General features: G+C 57.7%; 22 protein-coding genes, 4 tRNA genes and 1 other RNA gene. 21 read left to right on the plus strand and 6 right to left on the minus strand.

Annotated elements, in window-relative coordinates; genetic code table 11:
- Nucleotides 1–13 precede the first annotated feature (13 nt).
- The 15 genes from wzzE (at nucleotide 14) to NR795_RS20125 (ending at nucleotide 12,100) form a co-directional block, all read left to right on the plus strand.
- On the plus strand, nucleotides 14–1,060 hold the full coding sequence (wzzE, locus tag NR795_RS20055; RefSeq protein ID WP_144819118.1) for an ECA polysaccharide chain length modulation protein: 1,047 nt from the start codon (nucleotides 14–16) through the stop codon (nucleotides 1,058–1,060).
- 56 nt (nucleotides 1,061–1,116) lie between these two features.
- Nucleotides 1,117–2,247, plus strand: coding sequence for a non-hydrolyzing UDP-N-acetylglucosamine 2-epimerase (gene wecB, locus NR795_RS20060; RefSeq protein WP_144819120.1), 1,131 nt, complete (start codon nucleotides 1,117–1,119; stop codon nucleotides 2,245–2,247).
- Entirely contained in the window at nucleotides 2,244–3,506 is a 1,263-nt protein-coding gene (wecC, locus tag NR795_RS20065; protein ID WP_144819122.1) for a UDP-N-acetyl-D-mannosamine dehydrogenase, read from the plus strand. Before wecB ends, wecC begins: the two co-directional genes overlap by 4 nt.
- A 9-nt stretch (nucleotides 3,507–3,515) precedes the next feature.
- Nucleotides 3,516–4,193 (plus strand): dTDP-4-amino-4,6-dideoxy-D-galactose acyltransferase, encoded by a 678-nt coding sequence (rffC, locus tag NR795_RS20070; protein ID WP_257759166.1) that lies wholly within the window; start codon nucleotides 3,516–3,518, stop codon nucleotides 4,191–4,193.
- A gap of 4 nt (nucleotides 4,194–4,197) precedes the next feature.
- Nucleotides 4,198–5,328: a dTDP-4-amino-4,6-dideoxygalactose transaminase gene (gene rffA / locus NR795_RS20075; RefSeq protein ID WP_144819126.1), complete on the plus strand. Its 1,131-nt coding sequence runs from the start codon at nucleotides 4,198–4,200 to the stop codon at nucleotides 5,326–5,328.
- A 1-nt stretch (nucleotide 5,329) separates the two neighbouring features.
- The gene (gene wzxE, locus NR795_RS20080) at nucleotides 5,330–6,580 is read left to right on the plus strand and encodes a lipid III flippase WzxE (protein WP_257759167.1); all 1,251 of its coding nucleotides are present in this window, start codon (nucleotides 5,330–5,332) and stop codon (nucleotides 6,578–6,580) included.
- Nucleotides 6,577–7,656 (plus strand): TDP-N-acetylfucosamine:lipid II N-acetylfucosaminyltransferase, encoded by a 1,080-nt coding sequence (locus NR795_RS20085; RefSeq protein ID WP_257759168.1) that lies wholly within the window; start codon nucleotides 6,577–6,579, stop codon nucleotides 7,654–7,656. Before wzxE ends, NR795_RS20085 begins: the two co-directional genes overlap by 4 nt.
- The gene (gene wzyE / locus NR795_RS20090) at nucleotides 7,653–9,005 is read left to right on the plus strand and encodes an ECA oligosaccharide polymerase (protein WP_222889099.1); all 1,353 of its coding nucleotides are present in this window, start codon (nucleotides 7,653–7,655) and stop codon (nucleotides 9,003–9,005) included. Before NR795_RS20085 ends, wzyE begins: the two co-directional genes overlap by 4 nt.
- 13 nt (nucleotides 9,006–9,018) lie before the next feature.
- Complete coding sequence (gene wecG / locus NR795_RS20095) at nucleotides 9,019–9,759, plus strand: lipopolysaccharide N-acetylmannosaminouronosyltransferase (protein ID WP_144819134.1); 741 nt, start codon at nucleotides 9,019–9,021, stop codon at nucleotides 9,757–9,759.
- Between the two features lie 240 nt (nucleotides 9,760–9,999).
- A complete protein-coding gene (locus tag NR795_RS20100) occupies nucleotides 10,000–11,385 on the plus strand; it encodes an amino acid permease (protein ID WP_257759169.1) in 1,386 nt (461 codons plus the stop codon).
- Between the two features lie 102 nt (nucleotides 11,386–11,487).
- Nucleotides 11,488–11,564: transfer RNA gene (locus tag NR795_RS20105), tRNA-Arg, on the plus strand.
- Between the two features lie 67 nt (nucleotides 11,565–11,631).
- Nucleotides 11,632–11,707, plus strand: a tRNA-His gene (locus tag NR795_RS20110).
- A gap of 19 nt (nucleotides 11,708–11,726) precedes the next feature.
- Nucleotides 11,727–11,812: transfer RNA gene (locus tag NR795_RS20115), tRNA-Leu, on the plus strand.
- 43 nt (nucleotides 11,813–11,855) lie between these two features.
- Nucleotides 11,856–11,932 (plus strand) — tRNA-Pro (locus tag NR795_RS20120).
- A 34-nt stretch (nucleotides 11,933–11,966) separates the two neighbouring features.
- Nucleotides 11,967–12,100, plus strand: a non-coding RNA gene (locus tag NR795_RS20125) — RtT sRNA.
- Between the two features lie 20 nt (nucleotides 12,101–12,120).
- On the opposite strand, the gene NR795_RS20130 is transcribed toward NR795_RS20125, so the two are convergent.
- From NR795_RS20130 to hemC, 5 genes are all read right to left on the minus strand, one after another.
- A complete protein-coding gene (locus NR795_RS20130; protein WP_257759170.1) occupies nucleotides 12,121–15,042 on the minus strand; it encodes an RHS repeat-associated core domain-containing protein in 2,922 nt (973 codons plus the stop codon).
- A gap of 558 nt (nucleotides 15,043–15,600) precedes the next feature.
- The gene (gene hemY / locus NR795_RS20135) at nucleotides 15,601–16,797 is read right to left on the minus strand and encodes a protoheme IX biogenesis protein HemY (protein ID WP_257759171.1); all 1,197 of its coding nucleotides are present in this window, start codon (nucleotides 16,795–16,797) and stop codon (nucleotides 15,601–15,603) included.
- A gap of 2 nt (nucleotides 16,798–16,799) precedes the next feature.
- Nucleotides 16,800–17,987, minus strand: coding sequence for a uroporphyrinogen-III C-methyltransferase (hemX, locus tag NR795_RS20140; RefSeq protein ID WP_144819142.1), 1,188 nt, complete (start codon nucleotides 17,985–17,987; stop codon nucleotides 16,800–16,802).
- Between the two features lie 21 nt (nucleotides 17,988–18,008).
- A complete protein-coding gene (hemD, locus tag NR795_RS20145; RefSeq protein ID WP_257759172.1) occupies nucleotides 18,009–18,749 on the minus strand; it encodes a uroporphyrinogen-III synthase in 741 nt (246 codons plus the stop codon).
- Nucleotides 18,746–19,687 (minus strand): hydroxymethylbilane synthase, encoded by a 942-nt coding sequence (gene hemC / locus NR795_RS20150; RefSeq protein WP_257759173.1) that lies wholly within the window; start codon nucleotides 19,685–19,687, stop codon nucleotides 18,746–18,748. Before hemC ends, hemD begins: the two co-directional genes overlap by 4 nt.
- Before the next feature lie 344 nt (nucleotides 19,688–20,031).
- Between hemC and cyaA the strand changes: the two genes are divergently transcribed.
- Nucleotides 20,032–22,578, plus strand: a complete 2,547-nt coding sequence (gene cyaA, locus NR795_RS20155; RefSeq protein WP_257759174.1) for a class I adenylate cyclase — start codon at nucleotides 20,032–20,034, stop codon at nucleotides 22,576–22,578.
- A gap of 69 nt (nucleotides 22,579–22,647) precedes the next feature.
- Here the strand turns inward: cyaA and cyaY are convergent, their stop codons facing one another.
- The gene (gene cyaY / locus NR795_RS20160) at nucleotides 22,648–22,968 is read right to left on the minus strand and encodes an iron donor protein CyaY (RefSeq protein WP_144819150.1); all 321 of its coding nucleotides are present in this window, start codon (nucleotides 22,966–22,968) and stop codon (nucleotides 22,648–22,650) included.
- Nucleotides 22,969–23,103: 135 nt separating this feature from the next.
- On the opposite strand from cyaY, the gene NR795_RS20165 reads away from it, so the two are divergent.
- From NR795_RS20165 to yigB, 5 genes are read left to right on the plus strand one after another with little or no spacing between them, the layout of a single operon-like run.
- Nucleotides 23,104–23,307, plus strand: coding sequence for a lipoprotein (locus NR795_RS20165; RefSeq protein WP_042394934.1), 204 nt, complete (start codon nucleotides 23,104–23,106; stop codon nucleotides 23,305–23,307).
- A gap of 35 nt (nucleotides 23,308–23,342) precedes the next feature.
- Nucleotides 23,343–24,167 (plus strand): diaminopimelate epimerase, encoded by an 825-nt coding sequence (dapF, locus tag NR795_RS20170; protein ID WP_238085499.1) that lies wholly within the window; start codon nucleotides 23,343–23,345, stop codon nucleotides 24,165–24,167.
- Nucleotides 24,164–24,871 (plus strand): DUF484 domain-containing protein, encoded by a 708-nt coding sequence (locus NR795_RS20175; RefSeq protein WP_144819156.1) that lies wholly within the window; start codon nucleotides 24,164–24,166, stop codon nucleotides 24,869–24,871. Before dapF ends, NR795_RS20175 begins: the two co-directional genes overlap by 4 nt.
- Nucleotides 24,868–25,770, plus strand: a complete 903-nt coding sequence (xerC, locus tag NR795_RS20180) for a tyrosine recombinase XerC (protein ID WP_257759175.1) — start codon at nucleotides 24,868–24,870, stop codon at nucleotides 25,768–25,770. Before NR795_RS20175 ends, xerC begins: the two co-directional genes overlap by 4 nt.
- A complete protein-coding gene (yigB, locus tag NR795_RS20185) occupies nucleotides 25,770–26,486 on the plus strand; it encodes a 5-amino-6-(5-phospho-D-ribitylamino)uracil phosphatase YigB (RefSeq protein ID WP_257759176.1) in 717 nt (238 codons plus the stop codon). Before xerC ends, yigB begins: the two co-directional genes overlap by 1 nt.
- Nucleotides 26,487–26,519 lie beyond the last annotated feature (33 nt).

A 26,519-nucleotide genomic window follows, 5' to 3' on the forward strand; every position in this document is an offset into this window, starting at 1 on the left:
TTCTGGGATAGCGATGACTCAACCATTGGCGGGAAAACATACAGGAAGTATGGAGAATGAACTGGATATTCGCGGTTTATTTCGTACTTTATGGGCGGGGAAATTGTGGATTGTCGGCGTGGCGCTGGCCTTCGCGCTTATCGCGCTGGCCTACACCTTTTTCGCCAGGCAGGAGTGGGGCGCAACGGCCATCACCGATCGTCCAACGGTAAACATGCTGGGCGGGTTCTACTCCCAGCAGCAGTTTCTACGCAATCTTGACGTCAAAGCTAACCTGGCACCGGTCGATCAGCCCTCGGTCATGGACGAAGCGTATAAAGAGTTCATTATGCAGCTGGCATCATGGGATACGCGCCGTGACTTTTGGCTGCAAACTGACTACTACAAGCAGCGGATGGTGGGCAACAGCAAGGCGGACGCCGCGCTGCTGGATGAGCTGATTAATAATATTCAGTACACCCCCGCCGACGCGCAGCGTAACCTCAGCGACAGCGTTAAGCTGACGGCAGAGACCGCGCCTGACTCAAATAACCTGCTGCGCCAGTATATTGCTTTCGCCAGCCAGCGTGCGGCCAGCCATCTTAACGATGAGCTGAAAGGCGCATGGGCGGCCCGCACTATCCAGATGAAAGCGCAGGTGAAACGTCAGGAAGAGGTTGCGAACGCGATTTTTAAACGTCGGGCGCACAGCGTTGAGCAGGCGTTAAAAGTGGCCGAGCAGCACAATATCTCCCGCAGCGAGACCGAGGTCCCACCTGACGAGCTTCCCGACTCAGAGATGTTCCTGTTAGGGCGTCCGATGCTGCAGGCGCGACTGGAAAACCTGCAGGCAGTGGGGCCCGAGTTCGATCTGGACTATGATCAAAATCGAGCCATGCTGAACACCCTCAACGTAGGCCCCACGCTCGATCCCCGTTTTCAGACATATCGTTATTTGCGGACGCCTGAAGAGCCGGTAAAACGCGATAGCCCGCGCCGTGCCTTCCTGATGATTATGTGGGGAATGGTAGGGGCGTTGATAGGTGCTGGTGTTGCGTTAACGCGCCGTCGTTCACTGTAAGCGCTGCCTGATATGAAGGCCACTGGGCCTTCATCATCTAATCGAAGAGAATCGTTGTGAAAGTACTTACCGTATTTGGCACACGACCAGAAGCCATCAAGATGGCACCTCTGGTACATGCGCTGGCAAAGGACCCTTATTTTGAAGCCAAAGTCTGCGTGACCGCGCAGCACAGGGAGATGCTTGACCAGGTTTTGAACCTGTTTTCCATTGTGCCGGATTATGACCTGGATATTATGCAGCCGGGCCAGGGGCTGACGGAGATAACCTGCCGCATTCTCGAAGGGCTAAAGCCGATCCTCGAATCATTTAAGCCTGACGTCGTGCTGGTCCACGGTGATACCACAACGACGATTGCCGCCAGCCTGGCGGCCTTTTACCAACGTATTCCCGTTGGGCACGTCGAGGCCGGGCTGCGCACGGGCGATCTCTCTTCGCCCTGGCCGGAGGAGGCAAACCGCACGCTGACGGGCCACCTGGCGATGTATCACTTCTCCCCGACGCAGAACGCCCGGCAGAATCTGCTGCGCGAAAATATTCTGGATAAGCAGATCTTTGTCACCGGTAATACGGTGATCGATGCGCTGTTCTGGGTGCGCGATACGGTATTGAATAACGAAAACCTGCACAGCGAGCTGGCAGCGCGATATCCATTCCTTGATGAATCTAAAAAGCTGGTGCTGGTCACCGGCCATCGTCGCGAAAGCTTTGGCCAGGGCTTTGAGCAGATCTGCCATGCGCTGGTCGACATTGCGGCGAAACATCAGGATGTCCAGATCGTCTATCCGGTACACCTGAACCCCAACGTCAGCGAGCCGGTGAACCGTATCCTTGGGCATGTTAAAAACATTATCTTAATTGAGCCGCAGGACTACCTGCCGTTCCTCTGGCTGATGACCCATGCCTGGCTGATCCTGACGGATTCAGGTGGTATTCAGGAAGAGGCGCCGTCGTTAGGCAAGCCGGTGCTGGTGATGCGTGAAACCACCGAGCGACCAGAGGCTATCGAAGCCGGAACGGTAAGGCTGGTGGGTACCGATCGCCAGCGTATCGTTGAAGAGGTGACGCACCTGCTGCAGGACAATGACGCCTGGCAGGCGATGAGCCGGGCACATAACCCTTACGGCGACGGGCAAGCCTGTGAACGTATTCTGCACGCACTTAAAAATAATCAGGTAACACTATGAGCTTTGCAACCCTCTCCGTTATTGGCCTGGGCTATATCGGACTGCCCACCGCAGCAGCTTTCGCCTCCCGCCAGAAGCGCGTCGTCGGCGTTGATATCAATCAGCACGCGGTAGATACCATTAACCGTGGGCAAATTCATATCGTTGAACCCGAGCTGGATCGGGTGGTGAAAGCCGCGGTAGAGGGCGGCTATCTGCACGCCAGCACCACGCCGGTCGAGGCGGATGCTTACCTGATTGCCGTGCCGACGCCATTCAAAGGCGATCACGAGCCGGATATGGCCTATGTCGAGGCGGCAGCAAAATCTATTGCTCCCGTCCTGAAAAAAGGTGCGCTGGTGATCCTTGAGTCGACCTCACCGGTAGGCGCGACCGAGCAGATGGCACAGTGGCTGGCGGATCTGCGCCCGGATCTCACCTTCCCCCAGCAGGCCGGCGAGCAGGCAGATATCAACGTTGCCTACTGCCCGGAGCGCGTACTGCCAGGCCAGGTGATGGTTGAGCTGATTAAAAACGATAGGGTCATTGGCGGTATGACGCCGGTGTGCTCTGCCCGCGCCAGCGAACTGTATAAGATCTTCCTTGAGGGCGAGTGTGTGGTTACTAACGCCCGCACCGCTGAGATGTGCAAGCTGACCGAGAACAGTTTCCGCGACGTGAATATCGCTTTTGCTAACGAGCTGTCGCTGATCTGTGCCGACCAGGGCATCAACGTCTGGGAGCTGATCCGCCTCGCTAACCGCCACCCGCGCGTCAATATCTTACAGCCGGGGCCGGGCGTAGGCGGTCACTGTATCGCGGTCGACCCGTGGTTTATCGTGGCGCAAAACCCGCAGCAGGCGCGGCTGATCCGTACCGCTCGTGAAGTTAACGATAGCAAACCGCACTGGGTGCTTAATCAAGTTAAAGCAACGGTGGCAGACTGCCTCACGGCTAACGACAAGCGGGCCAGCGAAATTAAAATCGCCTGCTTTGGCCTCGCCTTTAAGCCCAATATCGACGATCTGCGGGAAAGCCCGGCGATGGAGATTGCCCACAGCATTGCCCAGTGGCACAGCGGCGAGACGCTGGTGGTAGAGCCTAACATTCAGCAGCTGCCGAAGAAGCTGGCGGACAGCTGCCAGCTGGTCGGTCTGGAGGCGGCGCTGGCCGACGCGGATGTGCTGGTGATGCTGGTGGATCACCGTGAATTTAAAGCCATTGCCGGTGAGCAGGTTACCCAGCAATACATTATTGATACCAAAGGCGTCTGGCGCTAAGGCGACAACATGACGGTACGCGGGACGGTTGAAGCTTTAACCTGGGAGAACCAGTTCTTTGGTATCTCCAGCGCCATCGTGCGCCTGAGTGACAGTGCCGCACCGCTGAACGAGACGCAGCTTGCGGCCTGGCAGCGGGTGCAGGTCAAGATCCCGGCGACGGATACCGCGCGGCTGGATGCGCTCCAGCAGCTGGGTTTCCAGCTGGTAGAGGGTGAGGTAGATCTGGCTCTGACCGTACCGGCAACGATAACCGACCCCGGCGCGCAGGTGGCGACCGCAACGGATATCGCCCCGCTGCGCCAGCAGGCCGCCACTGCCTTTGCGCAGAGCCGGTTTCGTACACCCTGGTACTCTGCGGACGCCAGCGGGCGTTTCTACGCCCAGTGGATTGAAAACGCCGTTAACGGCGCATTCGACCATGAGTGCCTGGTCTTACGCGCCGCCAGCGGCGAGATCCGCGCCTTTGTTTCGCTGCGCCAGCTGAACGACAGCGAGGCGCGTATTGGCCTGCTGGCCGGACGCGGTGCGGGGGAGGCCCTGATGCAGGCGGCGCTTCTCTGGGCGCAGCGGCGTCAGCTTTCGGTTCTGCGCGTCGCGACCCAGGTGGGGAATACCGCGGCGCTTAAACGTTACATTCAGAGCGGTGCCAACGTGGAAAGCACTGCCTACTGGCTATACAGGTGACTCTATGATCCCTTTTAACGCGCCCCCGGTTGTGGGTACAGAACTCGATTACATGCAGTCGGCGATGGGCAGCGGCAAGCTGTGCGGCGACGGCGGCTATACGCGCCGCTGCCAGCAGTGGATGGAGCAACGTTTCGGCAGCGCCAAAGTGCTGTTGACCCCCTCCTGTACCGCCTCGTTGGAGATGGCGGCGCTGCTGCTGGATATCCAGCCCGGCGATGAAGTGATCATGCCCAGCTACACCTTCGTCTCTACCGCCAACGCCTTTGTGCTGCGCGGAGCGAAAATCGTCTTTGTTGATGTCCGTCCGGACACCATGAACATTGATGAACGGCTTATCGAGGCGGCGATCACCGAGAACACTCGCGCCATTGTGCCGGTCCACTATGCGGGCGTAGCCTGTGAGATGGACACCATTATGGCTATCGCGAAACATCATAACCTGTACGTGGTAGAGGATGCCGCGCAGGGGGTAATGTCGACCTACAAAGGGCGCGCGCTCGGCACCATCGGCCATATCGGCTGCTTTAGCTTCCATGAAACCAAAAACTATACCGCCGGCGGCGAAGGCGGCGCGACGCTGATCAACGACCGTGCGCTGGTTGAACGCGCCGAGGTTATTCGCGAGAAGGGCACCAACCGCAGCCAGTTCTTCCGCGGTCAGGTTGATAAATACACCTGGCGCGATATTGGCTCCAGCTATCTGATGTCGGATCTGCAGGCAGCCTATCTGTGGGCGCAGCTGGAAGCGGCGGATCGTATCAACCAGCAGCGTCTCTCGCTGTGGCAGACCTACTTTGACGCCCTGACGCCGCTGGCTCGTGCCGGGCGTATTGAGCTGCCGTCGATTCCTGCCGAGTGTGAACACAACGCGCATATGTTTTATATCAAGCTGCGTGACGATGAGGATCGCAGTAAGCTGATCGCTTTCCTCAAGGAGGCGGAGATCCTGGCGGTGTTCCACTATATCCCGCTGCACTCCAGCCCGGCCGGTGAGCGCTTTGGTGAGTTCTTCAGCGAAGATATCCATACCACGAAAGAGAGCGAGCGCTTGCTTCGCCTGCCGCTGTTCTACAATCTCTCGCCTGTTAACCAGCGCACGGTGATCAATACGCTGCTGAGCTACTTCAACTAAGATGTCGCTGGCAAAGGCTTCACTGTGGACCGCGGCGAGCACGCTGGTCAAAATCGGCGCGGGACTGCTGGTGGTTAAGCTGCTGGCCGTCTCCTTTGGTCCCTCGGGCGTAGGGCAGGCGGGTAACTTCCGCCAGCTGGTGACGGTACTGGGCGTGCTGGCCGGGGCTGGCATCTTTAACGGCGTCACCAAATTTGTCGCCCAGCACCACGACGATCCGGCGCAGCTGCGCACCGTCGTAGGCACCTCATCCGCCATGGTGCTGGGGTTCTCGACGCTGTTGGCTATCGTTTTTCTGCTGGCCGCTGCGCCCATCAGTCAGGGGCTATTCGGGCATACCCATTTTCAGGGGCTGGTAAGGCTGGTGGCGCTGGTGCAGATGGGCATCGCGTGGGCCAACTTCCTACTGGCAGTCATGAAAGGTTTTCGCGACGCCGCCGGGAATGCGCTGTCGCTGATTAGCGGCAGTATTATCGGGGTTATCGCCTACTACGCCTGCTACCGGTTGGGCGGTTACCAGGGCGCGCTGCTGGGCCTGGCGCTGGTTCCGGCGCTGGTCGTCGTCCCGGCGCTGCTGCTGTTTATCCGCCGTAAAACCGTGCCGTTAGGCTATCTTAAGCCACGGTGGAGCGGCGCGCTGGCCGGGCAGCTGGGCAAGTTTACCCTGATGGCGCTAATCACCTCCGTGACCCTGCCCGTCGCCTACGTGATGATGCGAAATCTGCTGGCGACGCACTACGGCTGGGATGAGGTCGGGATCTGGCAGGGGGTGAGCAGCATCTCCGATGCCTATCTGCAATTTATCACCGCCTCGTTCAGCGTCTATCTGCTGCCTACCCTGTCGCGGCTGACGGAGAAGCAGGCAATAAGCCGCGAGATCGTCAAGTCGCTGCGGTTTGTACTGCCTGCGGTGGCGGCGGCAAGTTTTACCGTCTGGCTGCTGCGTGACGTTGCAATCTGGCTGCTCTTTTCAGAGAAGTTTATCGCCATGCGCGATCTCTTTGCCTGGCAGCTGGTCGGTGACGTACTGAAAGTCGGCGCATACGTTTTTGGCTATCTGGTGATTGCCCGGGCCTCGTTAAGCTTCTATATCCTGGCGGAAGTGAGCCAGTTTATGCTGCTGACGGCCTTCTCCCGCTGGCTCATTCCGGCGCACGGTGCGTTAGGTGCGTCACAGGCCTACATGGCTACCTATATCGTTTATTTCGCCACCTGTTGTGGCGTATTTCTACTCTGGCGTAAAAGGGTATGACTACACTGATTCACGTTCTGGGATCGGATATCCCACACCATAACCTGACCGTGCTGCGTTTTTTCAACGACAGCCTTGCGGCAACGGGCGAGCACGCTCGCGAATTTATGATCTGCGGCGACGACGAGCGCTGGCGCACGCAGTTCCCTGCACTTACGCTGCGCTTCTTTAGCAATAAGAAGGCGCTGGCCCAGGCGGTGATTGCCCTTGCCAAAGCCGATCGCCTGCAGCGCTTCTTTTTTCACGGCCAGTTCAATACCGACCTTTGGCTGGCCCTGCTACGCGGATCCATCAAGCCTCAGCAGTTTAACTGGCACGCCTGGGGAGCCGATCTCTACGAGGTTTCCCAAAGCCTGAAGTTTCGTCTTTTCTATCCGCTGCGGCGTCTCGCCCAGCGGCGAGTCGGCTGTATCTTTGCCACCCGTGGCGATCTACACTTTTTTGCCCGCCGCCATCCGCAGGTGCGCGGCGAGCTGCTCTACTTCCCGACGCGAATGGATCCCGCGCTCAACACGATGGCGCAGGAGACGCAGCGCGCGGGCAAGCTGACGGTACTGGTCGGCAACTCCGGCGATCGCAGCAACGAGCATATTGCCGCCCTGAAGGCGGTTCATCAGCAGTTCGGTGATACGGTCAACGTCATCGTGCCGATGGGCTACCCGGCCAATAATGAAGCGTATATTGACGAGGTGCGCCAGGCGGGTCTGGCGCTCTTTAGCGCGGAGAATCTGCGCATCCTGGCCGATAAGCTAGAATTTGACGACTACCTGGCGCTGCTGCGCCGGTGCGATCTTGGCTACTTTATCTTTGCCCGCCAGCAGGGGATCGGCACGCTCTGCTTGCTGATCCAGGCAGGCATCCCCTGCGTGTTAAACCGGGAGAACCCTTTCTGGCAGGATATGGTTGAGCAGCACATTCCGGTGCTGTTTACCGGCGACCGGCTCGATGAGGCGGTCGTCCGCGAGGCCCAGCGGCAGCTGGCGGCGGTGGATAAAAACGCTATCACCTTCTTTAGCCCCAACTACCTTGCGCCCTGGCACGAGGCGTTACGTATTGCTGCAGGAGGCGCGCAATGAGCCAGCTTGCGTTCTCGGGTCTGCTGGCCATCTGGCTACTGGCATCGCTGTTTATCGCCACGCTGACCTGGTTTGAATTCCGCCGGGTACGTTTTAACTTTAACGTCTTCTTCTCGCTGCTGTTCTTGCTGACGTTTTTCTTTGGCTTTCCGCTCACCAGCATTCTGGTCTTCCGCTTCAACGTCGGCGTCGCGCCGCCAGAGGTGATGATGCAGTCCCTGCTAGCCGCGGTCTGCTTTTACGCTATCTACTACGTCACCTATAAAACGCGCCTGCGGCCCTCGTCCGCGGTCACGCCACGCCGTCCTCTGTTCACCATGAACCGAGTGGAAACGCATCTGGCGTGGGTAATGCTGATGCTCATCGCTTTAGTAAGCGTCAGCATCTTCTTTATGCATAACGGCTTCCTGCTGTTCCGGCTGCACTCCTACAGCCAGATCTTTTCGAGTGAAGTCTCTGGCGTGGCGCTTAAGCGTTTCTTCTACTTCTTTATTCCCGCCATGCTGGTGGTCTATTTCCTGCGCCAGGATGGCCGGGGCTGGATCTTTTTCCTGGTGAGCACCGTTGCCTTTGGCCTACTGACCTACATGATTGTGGGCGGCACGCGGGCTAACATCATCATCGCCTTCGCTATTTTCCTGTTTATTGGCATTATTCGCGGCTGGATCTCGCTGTGGATGCTGGCGGCGGCGGGCGTGCTGGGCATCGTCGGAATGTTCTGGCTGGCGCTGAAGCGTTACGGATTGCAGGTGAGCGGTGACGAAGCGTTTTACACCTTCCTCTATCTCACCCGCGACACCTTCTCGCCGTGGGAGAACCTCTCTCTCCTGCTGCAAAACTACGACAAAATTGACTTCCAGGGGCTTGCGCCCATCGTGCGCGATTTCTACGTCTTTATTCCCACCTGGCTGTGGCCGGACAGACCTGGTATTGTGCTGAACACGGCGAACTACTTTACCTGGGAAGTGCTGAACAACCACTCCGGGCTGGCGATCTCGCCGACGCTGATCGGCTCCCTGGTGGTGATGGGCGGCGTCTGGTTTATTCCGCTGGGGGCGGTCGTGGTCGGACTGATCATTAAGTGGTTTGACTGGCTTTATGAGCTGGGCAACCGGGAGAGCAACCGCTATAAGGCAGCGATTTTGCACAGTTTCTGTTTTGGTGCCATCTTCAATATGATCGTGCTGGCGCGCGAGGGGCTGGATGCCTTTGTTTCTCGCGTTGTCTTTTTCCTCGTGGTCTTTGGCGCCTGCCTGCTGATGGCGAAGCTGCTCTACTGGCTGTTCGATAGCGCGGGGCTGATTCACAAACGTGCCGGGCGATTACCGCAACCGCTCTCGCAAGCCTGACAAGGATATCATCATGACGGACACCACTACTGCGCCAACCTATACGCTGCGCGGTCTGAAGCTGATTGGCTGGCGTAACATGGCCCACGCGCTGGATTTCCTCTTTGCCGGTGGCGAGCTTAAGCAGGGCACGCTGGTGGCGATTAACGCCGAGAAGATGCTGACCCTTGAGGATGACGCCCAGGTTCGGGCCCTGATTGAGGCGGCAGAGTTTAAGTATGCGGACGGCATCAGTGTGGTGCGCTCAATGCGCAAAAAGTACCCGCAGGCGGTGGTTGAGCGGGTGGCGGGGGCCGATCTCTGGGAAGCGCTCATGGAGCGCGCCGGGAAAGAGGGGACGCCGGTTTTCCTGATCGGCGGCAAGCCTGGCGTGCTGGCCCAGACGCAGCAGCAGCTGCGCGACCGCTGGCAGGTAAACATTGTCGGCGGCCAGGATGGCTATTTCCAGCCCGAGCAGCGCCAGGCGCTGTTTGAACGCGTCCGCGACAGCGGGGCGAAGATTGTCACCGTAGCGATGGGCTCCCCGCGTCAGGAGCTGCTGATGCGTGACTGTCGGGAAGTTTATCCTCACGCGCTCTATATGGGCGTTGGCGGTACCTATGACGTCTTTACCGGCCACGTTAAGCGTGCGCCGAAGGTGTGGCAGCGGATGGGCCTGGAGTGGCTCTATCGCCTGCTATCACAGCCCAGCCGCATCACGCGCCAGCTGCGACTGCTGCGCTACCTCGCCTGGCACTATCGCGGCCAGCTCTAACCCTGTGACGGCGCAGCGATTCTGCTGCGCTGTACCTGCCCTCTGTTTGCTGCTTTATTGTGCTTTCTACTGATTTTTCTTATGCATCGTTTGCCATTTTAGCGAAATTAAGAAACCATTCGCTCACTCAACGCGGCCCGGCAGTGCTATTTGCATCGCCCCGCGACCGCAGTGAGCTGAGATTGCACTCATAACGATAACCCGCAGCGTCGGGACAGTAGTAAACACGACAGAGGATTTATGGCCGAGAGTAAACCGGAGCTTCAGCGTGGGCTGGAAGCACGACATATCGAACTTATCGCCCTGGGCGGTACAATAGGCGTTGGCCTGTTTATGGGGGCGGCAAGCACCCTGAAATGGGCAGGGCCGTCAGTATTACTGGCCTATATTGTGGCCGGGCTTTTTGTTTTCTTCATCATGCGCTCAATGGGCGAAATGCTCTTTCTTGAGCCGGTAGCCGGGTCGTTCGCCGTCTATGCCCACCGCTATATGAGCCCGTTCTTTGGCTATCTCACCGCCTGGTCATACTGGTTTATGTGGATGGCGGTAGGGATATCAGAGATCACCGCGATTGGCGTCTACGTTCAGTTCTGGTTCCCGGAGATGGCGCAGTGGATACCGGCCCTGATTGCCGTTGGGCTGGTGGCGCTCGCTAATCTGGCTGCTGTGCGGCTGTATGGCGAGATTGAGTTTTGGTTTGCGATGATCAAAGTCACCACTATCGTGGTAATGATTATTGTCGGACTTGGCGTGATCTTCTATGGCTTCGGCAACGGCGGGCAGGCCATTGGCTTCGGTAACCTCACCGAGCACGGCGGCTTCTTTGCCGGCGGCTGGAAAGGCTTCCTGACCGCGCTCTGTATTGTTGTCGCCTCGTATCAGGGCGTCGAGCTGATCGGCATTACCGCCGGTGAGGCGAAAAACCCGCAGGTCACGCTGCGCAGCGCGTTGGGCAAGGTGCTGTGGCGTATTCTGATCTTCTACGTAGGGGCGATTTTCGTTATCGTCACCATCTTCCCGTGGAATGAGATCGGCAGCAACGGCAGCCCGTTTGTGCTGACCTTCGCTAAGATCGGTATTACCGCAGCGGCAGGGATCATTAACTTTGTGGTACTCACCGCTGCGCTCTCGGGCTGCAACAGCGGAATGTACAGCTGCGGACGCATGCTCTATGCGCTGGCCAAAAACCGTCAGCTGCCTGCTGCGGTGGCAAAGGTATCGCGCCACGGCGTGCCGGTAGTAGGCGTCGCTATTTCGATTGCTATTCTGCTAGTGGGCTCCTGCCTCAACTACATCATTCCTAACCCGCAGCGCGTGTTTGTCTACGTCTACAGCGCCAGCGTACTGCCGGGAATGGTGCCGTGGTTTGTCATTCTGATTAGCCAGCTGCGTTTCCGCGAGGCTCACAAAGCCAGGATTGCCACGCATCCGTTCCGTTCGGTCCTCTTCCCGTGGGCGAACTATTTAACGATGGCGTTCCTGATCTGCGTATTAATCGGCATGGGTTTTAACGACGACACCCGTATGTCGCTGTTTGTCGGCATCATCTTTTTGGCTGTGGTATCGCTGGTCTACAAGGTTTTACGTCTCAATCAGCATACTGCAGCGCAAAAAGCGGAGAAATAAAAGACAAAATGCACAAAGCGTAACCAAACGCGCATTTTATTTAAAAAGGCACTAGACAGCGGGGGGGGAAGTCCGTAATATCCAGCCCCGCAACGGCGCTAAGCGCCCGTAGCTCAGCTGGATAGAGCGCTGCCCTCCGGAGGCAGAGGTCTCAGGTTCGAATCCTGTCGGGCGCACCATTTTACCCGGTGCTGGAGCTGCGGTGGACTGTGAAGTTAACAGGACCGCGTAAAAGAATTTGTAGTGGTGGCTATAGCTCAGTTGGTAGAGCCCTGGATTGTGATTCCAGTTGTCGTGGGTTCGAATCCCATTAGCCACCCCATTATTTAAAGTTGTGAAATGCGAAGGTGGCGGAATTGGTAGACGCGCTAGCTTCAGGTGTTAGTGTCCTTTGGATGTGGGGGTTCGAGTCCCCCCCCTCGCACCACGACTTAAAATGAATTGAACTAAAAATTCAAAAAGCAGTACATCGGCGAGTAGCGCAGCTTGGTAGCGCAACTGGTTTGGGACCAGTGGGTCGGAGGTTCGAATCCTCTCTCGCCGACCACATTTAGAAACCCCGCTTTATAGCGGGGTTTTTTTTCGCCCAAATTTCACAGAGGATGAGAACCTCCGGGGCAGGAGGTTCGACTCGAGCGAAGCGAGAGAGCGTTGCTTCAGCAACGACCCGCAGGGCGAAGCCACGAAGTGGCGAGTCATCCTCTCTCGCCGACCACATGCCTGACAATTTCCGACTCATCGTGCGTCTGTGGCAGCGGCAGGCCATAACCTTATCATTTCATTACTTGCTCCCAGCGCATTCTGCAAAACAATGTCTCGCGATACGGTGTGCGGTTGATGAGCGACTTCTATAATTAACTCTCCAGATGATGTCATTTCATATCTGGACGTTTCCATACGACCATTTATCTCCAGGCCTATTAATCCTAATTGAGAACGACCTCGCAGAAATTGGATTGTTATAAAATCATAGGCTTCTTGCCAGCTATCTGTTGCGGCTGCTCTCGTAACCTGCTGAAAAACATGATAACTTTCATGTGGCAGACTTTCAGGCGGCGTGTTTCTGTCTATTAAGCTGATTTGGCCTGACTGATAATCCAGAACATAAATATTTTCATTGCTTCTTGTCACTGTAACGACATGCCCCCCTCCGGGAGAAAAAACGTTCTGCTGAACGTTGGCCGGTCGTCGATAAGCTAACCCAACGGCTTCATTGTTGGCTAATTCTCTATTCAAATAATCATACGTTGCCTGCCAGCGATCTTGAGGAGAACCCATATGGTCATTAAAATTCTGCGCACTAACGTGTACGCCTACTTGGTTAAATAGTAAGTCAATTTCATCCAGTGAAGCAGAGTCCTGTTGCATGGTCTCCGTATGGTTAACAATATTATTTACATCTGTATTTATTAACGCTGCTATCGTGCAGTAATAACAATTCTGGTTTAACTGATGAGGATTCATAACCCCGGCGACGATGGGGAACATCGCAGCAAATTGCTCCATTAAATTAGTACCAAAAAAATGGGTGAAATTTTCAGGTAATGGTCTGAGATTAAACGCATTCATTACTTCGAGCATATGACTGGACCACTCTTCGTTTGTATAGAGGCCAGTACTATCTTTGAGCGTTACCGGATTATTACCTACCATCCGAAACAGATTCAGACCATCCACCTCGCCTGCCGGGTCGGCGCTCATCCACCGGCACAGCCACGGGGCATAGTAGCGGTGGCCGTAGTAGTACAGCCCGGTGCCGTCCCGCTCCTTGCCCGAGTAGCGCACGGTCTTGTAGCTGGCTTCGGTTTCACTGCGCCCCGTCCATACCGCTGTGCCGCCGAACGGGTAATACTCCTCCCGGCTGATAAGCTGGCCTTCGGCATCTAACTCCAGCGACAGCGAGCCGATGTTATCATCCACGCTCCAGCGCACCTGGTTATTCTCGATACCGCTCGGTTGTCCGGTTTCCCAGTGCAGGACCCGGATACCTGCCCGTCCCGCCTGACCGGTAATTACGTGCAACTCCTCTGACAACGCACTATCACTCTCCGCCGTCTCCTGCCAGCTCTTACGCAGCTCCAGTCCCGGCAGGTAGCGTACCTCGTCCACGTTCCACAGCCCACTACTGCTGTTCACCAGAGTCCGGGTCTGTTTACGCACCCGCTGGCGGCCGCTGTACTGATATAGCTCCCGGTCGTTCTGCGTAATGTCGGTGCTGCGGCTGACGAGGGTCACCGACTGCAGGTTGTTGCTGCCGTCCCACGTCAGGCCGTCGCTGCCTGCGGCGCTGGCCTGGAGTTTTAACAGATTGCCGTTACCGTCAAACCAGTCCACGACCTCATCCGGCGTCTGCGGCCCGCCATCGCTCTGTTGCACGCTGCGGTTGGAGGTGCTCTCCGTGGTCATGATGCGGGTGAAACTTCCCGCACCGGTATGCTTCAGGGTGGACAGATTGCCGCTGTCGTCATACGCATAGCTGCGGCTGTAGTTCACATACTGGCTGCCGTCTGACATCGCTGGCAGGCTGCTGTATTGCATCCCGGTGTTATTCGCGTTCTCGCGCCCGGTGGCGCTCAGCAGCTGGTAGAGGGCGTCATAGGTGAACAGCCGCGAACCGTCAGTGGCCTGGTTACGGTAATAGCGCGACGTCACGGTACCGTCGCTAATGGAAGTAACGTTGCCGGTGGAGTCATATCCGTAGCTCAGGGCCTGAAGCGTCGTCTTATCCGCACGTTGCGTCGTGATGGTGGAAAGCCACTGATTCTGGAGGTCATAGCCGTAACTGGTTGTCACGCCGTTCCCTGCAGACTCCGTCAGCAATCGTCCCGCCGCGCTCCATGTTACGCTATTAAGTAGAGTCTGCGTCACTCCGCCTGCCGGGGTAACGTCCTGATAACAGACGTTGCCGCTAACGTTATAGCGCCAGGCCTGCATATGGCTTTCGGCATCCGTCTGGTTCAGGACAGCGCCGCGGGCGTCGGCGGTGACGGACGTGGTGTATGTCTCCGCCTCCAGCAGCGCCTCCCGCCCGGCCTCATCCTCAGGCCAGTCCGGTAACGCCTCCGCTGACGCCAGGAAGCGCTGGCCTTGGCTGAGCACCGCCCCGCTCAGCGCCACCGCGTTCACCTGTACCAGGCCGCCATCGTTATACTGCGCTACGCAGACGCCGCGCTGGTTGTTCCCCTGCGAGCCGTCATCCGCCGGACCGCTGTCACCATATTCGTTGCGCCAGCTGACGCGAATGTCATGACTTCCACCCGGTTGCTCCCTGCCGTACTCAGGTCGTCCCAGTTCATCGTACGCTACGGTCTGCACTGTGCTGCACCCGTCCTGGACCCATGCCGGGCGGTCCGTTGAGTCAAACAGCGTCACCTGGCTGCCGCTGTCGCTGCTCTCCCGCCGCAGCACCTGGCCCGCCAGCGAAACCATAGTTCGCAAGTTTGCCGGAGACGCGCTGGCTGTTGTCCAGGCCGTAAACAGGCGCGGATCGCGATACGCCGCTACCCGGCTGGCGTCATCCACATACGCATGACCAACCAGCAGGCGTAGCGGGTCCGCAGACTGCCCTCGGTTCCAGTTGAGGGTGCGCACGGTCAGTCCCCGATTATCAGTGACGTTGACTATCGGCGTGCCGATGGCAATGGTTGGATTGCTCATTTCGATTCCTTTTTATTTTATTAAGCATACCTGGTGCAATATTAAACAAAAGGTACAGCATCCAGGCCTGTGGAAATGAGCAAAATAGAGAGGCTGAAAACTATTAAGCAGACGAAGGCTATGTCAGGTGTCGTTAATGAAAGACACTTAATTTATTGTTTTAAGTAATCTTATTATGGAAGTGTCTTTTTTGTCGCCATAAGGTGACACTTTTGCTATTTTATGCGCACTTCACCCTGCTTCTCAGCGTAATTTCGTGACGCCTTCCATAATTCCTAAATGAATACAGGCTGCTAGTTTTAGGAGTGAAAAAGTGGCACGGCTTGTGCAATAATATACCTGTAGATGCTCATTCCATCTCTTATGCTCGCCGCAAGGCCTCATAAACTCAGGAATGACGCAGAGCCGTTTAATGGTGCTTATCGTCCACAGACAGATGTCGCTCCGGCCTCATCAAACACCATGGACACAACGTTGAGTGAAGCACCAAATTTGTTGTCACGCAGACCTGTTTAATGCCCGCTCTGGTTTCAGAGCGGGCGTTTTTTTATGGCGGGTTTACTGCGGGGGATTGTTCTGCAGGGTATGCATCAGGCCGTCGCGGCGCATGGCGGCTGCCTCTTCCGGCTGCTGCAGACGATCAAGGGTATCGGCCAGCCAGGCATAATCAAACGGATCCGGGCGCTGCTTCAGCGCGGCGCGGAACGCCAGGCTCGCCTCTTTCCACTCACCGTGCTTCATCAGCGACTGGCCAAGCGTACTCCATAACAGCGGGCGATCGCCCTGGGTTTTGATCTGCTGACGCAGCGCCTTCTCTACCTGCTCTGGGTTGTTGGTTTTCAGACGCGGGATCAGCAGTACCAGACGGTCGTCATACTGACGCTTCAGCCCGTCGAGCAGGATCGCCTGGGCGGTATCATGATCGTCACACTCAATAAGATGCTCGGCCATGGCCGCCTGGAGCGCAACCTGATGACGGGTCTTGCGGCTCTGGTGCTTCCACCAGGTCTTCAGGCCGTCGCTGCCTCCTTCGGCCCGCGCCTGATCCATCATGCCAATCCACGCCTGCTGGGCCAGCGCCTCGCGGTGGGCTTCGTCACCGACGCCCGCTTTCGCCATGGAGGGGAGACAGTCCAGCAGCGAATTCCAGGCTCCAGTACGAATATAGGCCTGCTCGGCCAGACGCAGCACTTCCGGGTGGCGAGGCGTAATCTCAAGCAGGTTATCAACGCCGTGGCGCGCCGCGTGGTTTTCGTTACGCGCCAGCTGCAGACGCACGCGCGTGATCTCAACCGGAATTGGATCGTGGCCAGCAAGCTCGGTAGCGCGCTGCAAATGCTGATTAGCCCGGGCCTCATCGCCGCGCTGCTGGGCAGCCTCGGCGGCCAGCAGATAGTTGACCATCGGCTGTTCGGCGTGATCGGCGTTCTTCGCCATCAGCTTTTCAACCTGCTGATAATCACCCTCAGCCAGCTTCAACAGCGCCTGCTCGGTCTGCTTGCGGGCGCGGCGGCGTTTGCGGCCTGTGAACCAACCGCGGGTGCGCGCACCGGTATGGAAAATACGGCGCAGCAGCCACTCAACGGCAAACAGCACCACCATGGCGAGGATCAGGATAATCACCAAACCCGTGACGCTGGTTTCAATATTGTAGGTATCGGTCTGGATCAGCACATAGCCCTGATGCCCGGCGACCATAGGCCCGACAACGATCCCGGCAAGCAGCAGTGCAAAGAGGAGCAATACTTTTAGCATGATTATTCCCCCTGCTGCGGCGCAGCGGCAGGCGCTGCTTCATTCGCCGCCGGAGCTGGCGGAGCTTCATTCGCCGCTGCCACTGGCTGTGCCAGCAGGTTACGCACGCGCGTCTGCATCAGCTTCTCCAGAATCGGCTGGCTTTGCAGCGAATCCGGCAGCTCCATGGTGATATTTTGCTGGCTGAGCTTATCGACCTCTTCAAGGAACGCTTTGGTGCTCGCATCATCGGTATCGTAGTACGCGCGTACCCAGCTGGAGACGTTATCCAACGCCTGCTTGTAGGTCTCTTCCTGATGACGCGGCACGGCCTGCGCGGCAACCAGCAGACGAGAGCGGATGTTCTCGCGCAGGTAGATATCCTGGTTCGGAGCGAGCAGCGGGACCGCGGTCTCATCGCGGCGGCGAACGGTAATAAAGCTGTCCATAAAGTTGTGCCAGCTCTTTTGCAGGTTTACCCGCCACTCGCTCAGCGAACTGGAGAGCTCGCTGCTGTCGTTATCCATCGGCGCATCGTCGTCGTTGTTATCCGCCAGGCGCAGATTGTCGATCTGGTTGGAGAGCTGGTTAACCTTGAGGATGATACCATCGTAATCCACCTGTGCCACGCCGGAGAGGCTGGCCACGTCGTCGGTAATAGCGCGGCGGGCGGCGATCAGGCTGGGATCGTTCATATCGGCCAGGCTCGCGTCGGCGCTTTTCAGCAGCGCGGCAGCGGTAGTGACGTCGCCATCGCTCCACAGCTTACGACCGGCCAGCTTCACCAGGAAATCGGCCTGGGCCAGCAGCCAGGTTTTGGCGTCGGTTCCGGAGATGGTCGCGACCTTCTGCGATAGCTCATCAAGCTGCTTGTTCTGCTCGGCCTGCTGGCGCTCTGCGGCGGCCAGGGCATCGCTCTGCTGCTTGATAATGCCTTCAAACTGCGTTTTTTGCGTCTCCTGCGCTTTTTGCAGGGCGGTAATTTGGCTCACCAGCGCGTCGCTGTTAGCGGACTGCGTTGAGGTCTGCTGTTTCACCCAGCCATAAAGCCCTACGCCCGCCGCCAGCGCAATGGCGATGGCAATCGCGCTCAGCGCGAGACTGGTCTTAATGGCGCGATCTCTCTTCTCAGTTTTTTCTGGCTGTGGCGTCATCTCCACGGCCTCCCTGGTCTCTTCAACCCCGGCAGAGGTGTTTTCTTGTTCCGTCATTATGGCTTCCCATTATGAGAGTTATTGTAATGCGCGCAGCAGCGCATCGTTGTCAGCGTTATCAGCGACCTGAATATCCTGCCAGCCCAGATCCCGGGCGAGGTGCGCCAGACGTTCGCTTACCACCAAAAGACGGCAGCGAAGTAACCAGTTTTCGCGATACCAGGCTGGAATCAATGAGAAAAGCTGCTGGAGCATCTCGCCGCTGGTCACCACAAGGGTGGTGACGCCGCGAGCCTGCCAGCGCATTGCCTCTTCCGCGCCGTCATAATACTTCGCACTACGTTGATAACATTCACAAAATGTAACATCAGCACCGCGTGCCGCCAGCGTGTCGCCTAACAGCTCGCGTCCACCGTTGCCACGTAACAGCATTGCACGCTTACCTGCAATATTTTGTAATTCAGGTAATTGTAGCAACACTTCGCTAATTTCCCGATCCAACGGATAGCGTACATTGATGCCGCTTACGGTATGAAGTGCCAGGGCGGTAGTACGCCCAATGGCAAAATAGCGGGGCGCAAGCGGCCAGTGGAGGCCGTGATGCTGGAGATGCGCGTGAGCAAATGCCACCGCATGCTGCGACAGCACAAAGATAAGGTCGTTAGCAGAAAATGCGGCAAGGCGGTCGGGCAGCGTAGCCAGCTCCCGGCCAGGGGTAAATTCGATCAGCGGAAAGCTCCAGGCCACCTTGCCCAGTGCGCGCAGACGGCTCACTAATTCCTCCCCGGCGGGAGAGGGGCGGGTGACCAGGATACTCATGCAGGCGCTTCTCCGTTATAGACCTCGGCCAGGATTTCACGCGCGCCGTTAGCCAGCAGCTCTTCAGCGAGAGACACGCCCAGCTGCTCCGCCTCTTCCGGCTTGCCACGGCGTTCGCCCCGAACCATCACCGAACCATCCGGTGCACCCACCAGCGCTCGCAGCCAGATCTCTCCGCCGACCAGTTCAGCATAGCTGCCGATAGGCACCTGGCAGCCACCTTCCAGCCGCATGTTCATGGCCCGCTCGGCTTTGACGCGCAGCGCCGTATCATCATGGTTAAGCGGTGCCAGCAGCGCGCGGGTGCGCTCATCGTTCAGACGGCATTCAATGCCTACCGCACCCTGGCCCACGGCGGGCAGAGAGAGCTCCGGCGGCAGCGCCACGCGAATGCGCGATTCGAGATCGAGACGTTTGAGCCCGGCAACGGCAAGAATGATGGCGTCGTAGTCGCCGTTATCGAGCTTGCCCAGCCGGGTGCCGACGTTGCCGCGTAGCGAACGGATCTGCAGATCCGGGCGGCGTTCGGCCAGCTGACACTGGCGGCGTAAACTTGACGTGCCAACCACGCTGCCCGCAGGCAGGGCGTCCAGGCTCTCGTAGTGATTAGAGACAAAGGCATCGCGGGGATCTTCCCGCTCGCAGATGGTGACCAGGCCTAGCCCTTGCGGGAATTCAACCGGCACATCTTTCATCGAGTGGACGGCCAGATCGGCGCGGTTCTCAATCAGGGCCAGCTCCAACTCTTTAACGAACAGCCCTTTACCGCCGACTTTCGCGAGGGGGGTATCGAGGATCACATCGCCACGCGTAACCATCGGCACCAGCTCAACGTTGAGCCCTGGATGGCAGGCCATCAGGCGCTGCTGAACATAGTGTGCCTGCCAGAGCGCAAGAGGGCTTTGGCGTGTGGCGATTCTTAAAATAGTGTCTGGCATGCTTGTTACCGTCATTGTCGTCCATTGACCATCCTAACACTGTTGTCTTAGGGTGTCAGTTTTCACGGGTGATTGCGCAGGAGGGCGAAGTGGCCGTATTCTGAGATTTACACGTAACGAACGATGCTACACTTGTATGTAGCGCATCTTTCTTTACGGTCAATCGGCAAGGTGTTAAATTGATCACGTTTTAGACCATTTTTTCGTCTGTCCTCACATAATCATAAGGACGAAAAAGGGTGACGGGTATCTTTGTAATACTAAAAATCTGAACCGGACCGCGATTGCCGACGTTGCTGTCAGCATGGCGCTACGGAAAGGTTTAAAACATCAGGCGATACGTCTTGTACCTCTATATTGAGACTCTGAAACAGAGACTGGATGCCATAAACCAACTGCGTGTCGATCGCGCGTTGGCCGCTATGGGGCCTGCTTTCCAGCAGGTATACAGTCTGCTGCCTACATTGTTGCATTATCATCATCCGCTGATGCCGGGTTACCTTGAAGGTAGCGTTCCCTGTGGCATCTGCCTCTACACGCCCGATGAAAACCAGCTCCACTACCTTAACGAGCTGGAGCTAAGTCGCGGCCTGCCGGTGCAGGAGTCGCTTAAGGGCGAACTGCCGATCACTGGCCTCTATACTATGGGCAGCACCTCATCGGTCGGACAGAGCAGCTCTTCCGATCTTGATATCTGGGTGTGTCATCAGTCGTGGCTCGACAGCGATGAGCGCCAGCTATTACAACGTAAATGCAGCCTGCTGGAGAGCTGGGCCGCCTCGCTCGGCGTAGAGGTGAGCTTCTTCCTGATCGACGAAAACCGCTTCCGCCATAACGAAAGCGGCAGCCTCGGCGGGGAGGACTGCGGCTCTACTCAGCACATCCTACTGCTTGATGAGTTCTACCGTACCGCCGTACGGCTGGCGGGGAAACGTATTCTGTGGAATATGGTTCCCGGCGATGAAGAGGCCAACTACGACGACTATGTGATGTCGCTGTATGCCCAGGGCGTGCTGACGCCAAACGAATGGTTGGATCTCGGCGGGCTGAGCTCGCTGTCGGCGGAGGAGTACTTCGGGGCTAGCCTGTGGCAGCTCTATAAAAGTATCGACTCTCCTTATAAAGCGGTGCTGAAAACGCTGCTGCTGGAGGCCTACTCCTGGGAGTACCCGAACACGCGCCTGCTGGCAAAAGATATCAAACAGCGGCTGCACGACGGGGAGATCGTCTCCTTTGGGCTCGATCACTACTGCATGATGCTGGAGCGGGTCACTCACTATCTGACGGCGATCGAAGACTTCACGCGCCTTGATCTGGTGCGTCGCTGTTTTTACCTAAAAGTGTGTGAAAAGCTGAGCCGCGAGCGCGCCTGCGTTGGCTGGCGACGCGAAGTGGTGAGCTCGCTGGTGAAGGAGTGGGGCTGGGACGAAGCGCGTCTCGCCATGCTCGATAACCGTGCCAACTGGAAAATCGGGCAGGTGCGCGAGGCGCATAACGAACTGCTTGATGCCATGATGCAGAGCTATCGTAACCTGATCCGCTTTGCACGCCGTAACAATCTTAGCGTCTCCGCCAGTCCGCAGGATATCGGCGTCCTGACCCGTAAGCTGTATGCCGCGTTTGAAGCGCTGCCGGGGAAAGTGACGCTGGTCAACCCGCAGATTTCGCCGGATCTCTCTGAGCCGAATCTGACCTTTATTCATGTGCCGCCTGGCCGGGCCAACCGCTCTGGCTGGTATCTCTATAACCGCGCCCCGAGCATGGATTCGATTATCAGCCAGCAGCCGCTGGAGTATAACCGCTATCTGAACAAGCTGGTGGCGTGGGCATGGTTTAACGGCCTGCTGACGTCGCGCACGCATCTGTTTATTAAGGGCAACGGCATTGTCGATCTGGCGAAGCTGCAGGAGATGGTGGCCGACGTGTCGCACCACTTCCCGCTACGTCTGCCTGCACCGACGCCGAAGGCGCTCTACAGTCCGTGTGAAATTCGTCACCTGGCGATCATTGTGAATCTGGAGTACGACCCGACGGCGGCGTTCCGCAATCAGGTGGTCCATTTTGACTTCCGCAAGCTGGACGTGTTTAGCTTCGGCGAGCAGCAAAACTGTCTGGTAGGCAGCGTTGATCTGCTCTATCGCAACTCGTGGAACGAGGTGCGTACCCTGCACTTTAACGGCGAGCAGGCGATGATCGAGGCGCTGAAGACGATTCTCGGCAAGATGCATCAGGACGCCGCGCCGCCGGATAGCGTGGAGGTGTTCTGCTATAGCCAACACCTGCGTGGATTGATTCGTACTCGCGTGCAGCAGCTGGTGTCAGAGTGTATCGAACTGCGCCTCTCCAGCACCCGCCAGGAGACCGGACGCTTTAAAGCGCTACGCGTCGCCGGGCAGACGTGGGGCCTCTTCTTTGAGCGTCTGAACGTCTCGGTGCAGAAGCTGGAGAATGCTATTGAGTTCTATGGCGCGATCTCCCACAACAAGCTGCACGGCCTGTCGGTGCAGGTAGAGACCAATCAGGTCAAACTGCCGCCGGTGGTGGATGGGTTTGCCAGCGAAGGGATTATCCAGTTCTTCTTTGAAGAGTCGGGTGACGAGGCGGGCTTTAATATTTATATCCTGGACGAGAGCAACCGGGCAGAGGTGTATCACCACTGCGAGGGCAGCAAAGAGGAGCTGGTGCGCGACGTAAGCCGCTTCTACTCTTCATCCCACGATCGCTTTACCTACGGCTCCAGCTTTATCAACTTCAATTTGCCGCAGTTCTATCAGATTGTAAAAGTTGACGGGCGTGCGCAGGTGATCCCGTTCCGCAACCAGGCGATTGGCGTAGTGCCGCCGGCCAGTCCAAACAGCGACGCGCCACTGCTGCAGCACTATTTTTCCTGAGGACAGTTCTCTTAAGGTAACGCCCGGTGGCGCTGCGCTTACCGGGCCTACGAGGGCGCGTAACCGTTATTAACGGAAGCTCACCGGCTCCCCGGCCTGCTGCGTTGCTGCCTGCTCCAGCACATCCCAAAACTCGTCGCCGGTGCGATCGCAGATCCACGCGTCGCCTTTCAGGTCGAAGTGGTAGCCGCCCTGTTTCGTTGCCAGCCACACCTGGTGCAGTGGCTCCTGACGGTTAATGATGATTTTGCTGCCGTTTTCAAAGGTTAGGGTCAGCACGCCACCGTTGATCTCGCAGTCGATATCGCTGTCGCCGTCCCAGCTATCCAGGCGCTCTTCAATGTTCTGCCACAGGCCATCGGCAAGGCGGTGAAACTCAGAGTCGTTCATTTTTTTTCCTTCTGATCGTGATGGCGGCAGTATAACGCGAAATAATTCCCATTGCAGGCGGCGTGCAAACTCTTGCTTTTGTGCCCTCTCCTGCGATGATAGAAAACATAAAGCATGAACTTACAGGCAACCATAATGAAAAACGTTTTTCGTTCGCTGGCGGTACTTCTGACCCTCTTTAGCCTGACGGGCTGCGGTTTGAAGGGACCTCTCTATTTCCCGCCCGCTGACAAATCTGCTCCGCCGCCAACCAAGAAAGTGGATAACCCGGCCCAGACGGGCACGCCGACGCGTAACGATCGCGGGACCGCCGATGGCCCAACCCAGGTGATTTACTGACGGTAACATTCTGTTTCTGTGCAATGGAGTCAATGATGCAGTTCTCTAAAATGCATGGCCTTGGCAACGACTTTATGGTCGTCGACGCGGTAACGCAGAATGTCTTCTTTTCGCCAGAGCTGATCCGCCGGCTGGCGGATCGCCATCTGGGCGTTGGCTTCGATCAGCTGCTGATCGTCGAGCCGCCTTACGATCCGGATCTCGACTTTCACTACCGGATCTACAACGCCGATGGCAGCGAAGTGTCGCAGTGCGGCAACGGTGCACGCTGCTTCGCCCGTTTTGTCCGTCTGAAAGGGCTGACCAACAAGCGTGATATCCGCGTCAGCACCGCCAACGGGCGTATGGTGCTGAGCGTCACGGAAGATGAGCTGGTACGGGTGAATATGGGCGAGCCCAATTTTGATCCCTCTGCCGTGCCGTTCCGTGCGAACAAAGCGGAAAAAACCTATATCATGCGCGTCGCTGAACAGACCATTCTGTGCGGCGTCGTTTCGATGGGGAATCCGCACTGCGTGATTCAGGTGGACAATGTTGACACCGCCCCGGTTGAAACCCTGGGTCCGGTGCTGGAGAGCCACGAGCGCTTCCCGGAGCGCGCCAATATCGGCTTTATGCAGGTCGTTAAGCGCGAACATATTCGCCTGCGCGTCTTTGAACGCGGCGCGGGCGAAACCCAGGCCTGCGGCAGCGGTGCCTGTGCGGCAGTGGCCGTAGGGATCCAGCAAGGTTTACTGGCAGAAGAGGTACGCGTGGAGCTTCCAGGCGGCCGTCTTGATATTGCCTGGAAGGGTCCGGGCCAGCCGCTGTTTATGACCGGCCCGGCAACACACGTCTACGACGGATTTATTCATCTATGAAGCACATTGAGGAAGAGCAGCAGGCGGCCCTGGCCGAACTAACCGATCGTGAGGTCGTGGATTACCTGCTGCGCAATCCTGAGTTTTTTATTCGCAATGCCCATGCGGTCCAGATGATCGAGGTCCCGCACCCGGTGCGTGGCGCGGTATCGCTGGTTGAGTGGCAGATGATGCGCGCGCGCAATCATATTAACCTGCTGGAAGAGAACATGACCCTGCTGATGGAGCAGGCGAGCAGTAATGAAGATCTCTTCTCCTGCCTGCTGCGTCTGCAGGGGCAGATGGCTTCGGCCAGCAGCCTTGAGGATCTGCTGGTGCGTTTCCAGCGCTGGGCAAAAGAGATGGGTCTGGCCGGTGCCAGCATCCGTCTGTTCTCCGATCGCTGGCGCATCGGCGCGCCCTCTGACTTTACCCATCTGGCGCTGAGCCGGCAGGCGTTTGAGCCGCTGCGTATTCAGCGCCTGGGCCATGAGAACCACTATCTGGGGCCGCTTAACGGACCTGAGCTGCTGCTGCTGCTGCCCGAGGCACGTGCTATCGGCTCCGTGGCGCTCTCCATGATGGGCCGCGACGGCGATCTCGGCGTGATTATTTTCAGTAGCCGGGATGTGACCCACTACCACCCGGATCAGGGCACCCAGCTGCTGCAAGAGGTGGCGGCCATGCTGCCGGAGCTGCTGGCGCGCTGGATTGAACGCATATGATCGACTCGCCGCTGCAGCCGCTGGTCGCCCGTTTTCTGCGCTACCTGAGCGTTGAGCGGCAGCTGAGTCCCATCACTCTGCTGAACTATGAGCGCCAGCTCGCTGCCATTATTACGCTGGCGGACGAGAGCGGCGTGAAGAGCTGGCCGGAATGCGATGCCGCTGTAGTGCGCAGCTTTGCGGTGAAGAGCCGACGTAAGGGTCTGGGCGCAGCAAGCCTTGCGCTGCGGCTCTCGGCCCTGCGCAGCTTTTTTGACTGGCTGGTGAGCCAGGGCGAGCTGGTGGCCAACCCGGCGAAGGGGATATCTGCCCCGAAAGCGCCGCGCCACCTGCCGAAAAATATCGACGTTGATGACGTTAACCGTCTGCTGAATATCGATCTTAACGATCCGCTGGCCGTGCGCGACCGGGCGATGCTGGAGGTGATGTACGGCGCGGGTCTGCGTCTGTCTGAGCTGGTAAACCTGGACATCCGCCATCTCGATCTCGACACCGGTGAGGTGTGGGTGCTGGGCAAAGGCAGCAAGGAGCGTCGTCTGCCGATAGGCCGCAACGCGGTCATCTGGGTTGAACACTGGCTGGATCTGCGCGGGCTGTTTGGTACGGATGAAGACGCGCTGTTTCTGTCGAAGCTCGGCAAGCGTATTTCGGCGCGCAACGTGCAGAAGCGGTTTGCCGAGTGGGGCATTAAGCAGGGGCTGAACAGCCACGTGCATCCGCATAAGCTGCGCCACTCCTTTGCCACCCACATGCTGGAGTCGAGCGGCGACCTGCGCGGCGTGCAGGAGCTGCTGGGCCACGCGAACTTATCCACCACGCAAATCTATACCCATCTTGATTTTCAACACCTTGCCTCGGTGTACGACGCGGCGCATCCACGCGCCAAACGGGGGAAATAATGCGTTTTTATCGTCCACTGGGTCAGATCTCGGCCCTGACCTTTGACCTTGATGACACCCTGTACGATAACCGTGAGGTGATCCTGCGGACCGAGCACGAGTCGCTGACCTTTGTGCAAAACTATCACCCCTCGCTTAACCATCTGCAGAATACCGATTTCCATCGGCTGCGGCAGGCGCTGCGTGAAAGCGAGCCGGATATCTACCATGACGTCACAGAGTGGCGGCGGCGGTCGGTAGAGCGCGCCATGCTGGATGCTGGCCTGAGCGCGGAAGAGGCGCAAGAGGGGGCCACGGCGGCGATGGCAAACTTTGCTATCTGGCGCAGCCGGATCGACGTCCCGCAGGCGACGCACGATACGCTGGCGGCGCTGGCCAAAAAGTGGCCGCTGGTAGCGATCACCAACGGTAATGCGCAGCCGGAGCGCTTTGGCCTCGGCGACTACTTTGAGTTTGTCCTGCGCGCTGGCCCGGACGGGCGTTCGAAGCCGCATCAGGATATGTATCATCGGGCGGCGGAGAAGCTCTCCCTGCCGCTGGGCGAGATCCTGCACGTGGGCGATGACCTCACCACCGACGTGGCGGGCGCGATCCGCTGCGGGATGCAGGCCTGCTGGATCAAACCGGAAGGCGTTAGCCTGCTGACCGCGACCGACAGTCGCTTATTACCCCACGTTGAAATTTCCCGGTTGGCATCTCTGACCTCGCTGATATAATCACCAGATAATCTGTATATATTAACAGGGGTC

This window comes from Pseudescherichia sp. L3 (assembly GCF_024656065.1).
GTDB lineage: Bacteria > Pseudomonadota > Gammaproteobacteria > Enterobacterales > Enterobacteriaceae > Pseudescherichia.